The organism is Streptomyces sp. MBT65, from assembly GCF_016612545.1.
Classification (GTDB): Bacteria; Actinomycetota; Actinomycetes; order Streptomycetales; family Streptomycetaceae; genus Streptomyces.
The window spans coordinates 1-2003 of record NZ_JAENRY010000572.1; the positions used below are offsets into that span (position 1 = coordinate 1).

General features: G+C 68.6%; 1 protein-coding gene and 1 pseudogene. Both read right to left on the reverse strand.

The features are described 5' to 3' along the window. Positions 1-326, reverse strand: a pseudogene (locus JHN63_RS50475) (hypothetical protein); the annotation flags it as partial. Positions 327-648: 322 nt separating this feature from the next. Next, positions 649-1755 (reverse strand): peptide chain release factor 2, encoded by a 1107-nt coding sequence (gene prfB, locus JHN63_RS50480; RefSeq protein WP_200691850.1) that lies wholly within the window; start codon positions 1753-1755, stop codon positions 649-651. Positions 1756-2003 lie beyond the last annotated feature (248 nt).

A 2003-nucleotide genomic window follows, 5' to 3' on the forward strand; every position in this document is an offset into this window, starting at 1 on the left:
TCCGTGGGCTCGGTGGGGTTGCCGGTGGGCTCGGTCGGCTCGTCGCTGGGAGGCGTCGAGGACGCCGGCGGGGTGGCCGGGGGCGTCGAGGCCGGCGGCGTCGAAGCCGGGGGCTCGCTCGTGTTCGGAGCGGTCGGAATGACGGAGTCGGTCGGGCTCGGGGAGTCGGTCCCGTCGCCGGGTGCGTCATCGGTGGTGGTGCCGGCGCTCAGCGTCACGCCCAGGTCGAGCGCCGAGGCGGCACCCGCGGCGGTCAGCGAGGCACCGGCGGCGATGACGGCACCGGCCGCTATGCGCGCGACACGGATCCGCGTCTTCTTGGTCATCTGGTTGCTACCCCCAGTAGCTCGTCGTCAGTGGTGCGTCGGTGTCCGAGGCCGTGATCGACAGGGGTAGCAGCTGGCGAAAGCTCAAGTCCCCCGGTTCACATGCGCCCCGGAGACACGCATGCCACGCTTCACCTTTCCCATTTTTCACAGCAACGTCAAGGGCGTTGCGAGCGCAATGTCCAACTACGGGTTCTTTACTGGGAGATGGAACCTGTGAGTGTGATGTAAAACCCAGACATCAGGGGGCGCGGCGGCAAAGCGAAAGGCAACTGCCGCCCGGTGGACGGCAGTTGCCTTGTCGACAAAGCAATGCGCGGGACTACTTCTCCTGCTGCTTGCGCCAGCGAATTCCGGCCTCCAGGAAGCCGTCGATCTCGCCGTTGAACACGGCCTCGGGGTTGCCGACTTCGTACTCCGTGCGCAGGTCCTTGACCATCTGGTACGGGTGCAGGACGTACGAACGCATCTGGTTGCCCCAGGAGTTGCCGCCGTCGCCCTTGAGGGCGTCCATCCGGGCCTGCTCCTCCTGGCGGCGGCGCTCCAGCAGCTTGGCCTGGAGCACGTTCATCGCGCTGGCCTTGTTCTGGATCTGGGAGCGCTCGTTCTGGCAGGAGACGACGATGCCGGTGGGGAGGTGGGTGAGCCGGACCGCGGAGTCGGTGGTGTTGACGCCCTGGCCGCCGGGACCGGAGGAACGGTAGACATCCACCCGCAGCTCGGACTCGTCGATCTCGATGTGGTCGGTCTGCTCGACCACCGGGAGGATCTCGACGCCGGCGAAGGAGGTCTGGCGGCGGCCCTGGTTGTCGAAGGGCGAGATCCGGACGAGCCGGTGGGTGCCCTGCTCGACGGAGAGCGTGCCGTAGGCGTACGGCACGTGCACGGCGAAGGTGGTCGACTTGATGCCGGCCTCTTCGGCGTACGACGTCTCGTAGAGCTCCGTCTTGTAGCCGTGGCGCTCGGCCCAGCGCAGGTACATGCGCTGGAGCTTCTCGGTGAAGTCGGAGGCGTCGACGCCGCCGGCCTCGGCGCGGATGGTGACGACGGCCTCGCGGGAGTCGTACTCGCCGGAGAGGAGGGTGCGGACCTCCATCTCGTCCAGCGCCTTCTTGACGGCGGTCAGCTCGTTCTCCGCCTCGGCGCGGGTGTCCGGGTCGTCCTCCTCCTCGGCCATCTCGAAGAGGACCGAGAGGTCGTCGATCCGGCCGCGGAGGGCCTCCGTCTTGCGGATCTCGGCCTGGAGGTGGCTCAGCTTGCTGGTGACCTTCTGCGCCGCCTCCGGGTCGTCCCACAGGGAGGGCGCTGCCGCCTGCTCCTCGAGGACGACGACATCTGCCCTCAGCGTGTCCAGGTCCAGGACGGCCTCGATCGACTCCATGGTCGAGGAGAGGGACTTGAGCTCTTCGGAAACATCGACGACTGCCACGCCTCCAGCGTAACGGCTCCGCCAAGCGGGGAGTGCCGTGGCTGTTTACCGGGCCTTGGTCACCCTGCGCCGGTGCGGGCGTACCCGGGGGCTCCGCCCCCGGACCCCCGACCTTTGCCCACCCACCATCCGACTCGGTCCGCCGAGAGGTGACCGCGCCGGCTCGTCCGGCGTTTGCCGAGACGCGCACCACCCCGGCCCCCACCCCCCAGCCCGTCCGGTGTTTGAGGACGAGGCCGTTCAGGCCG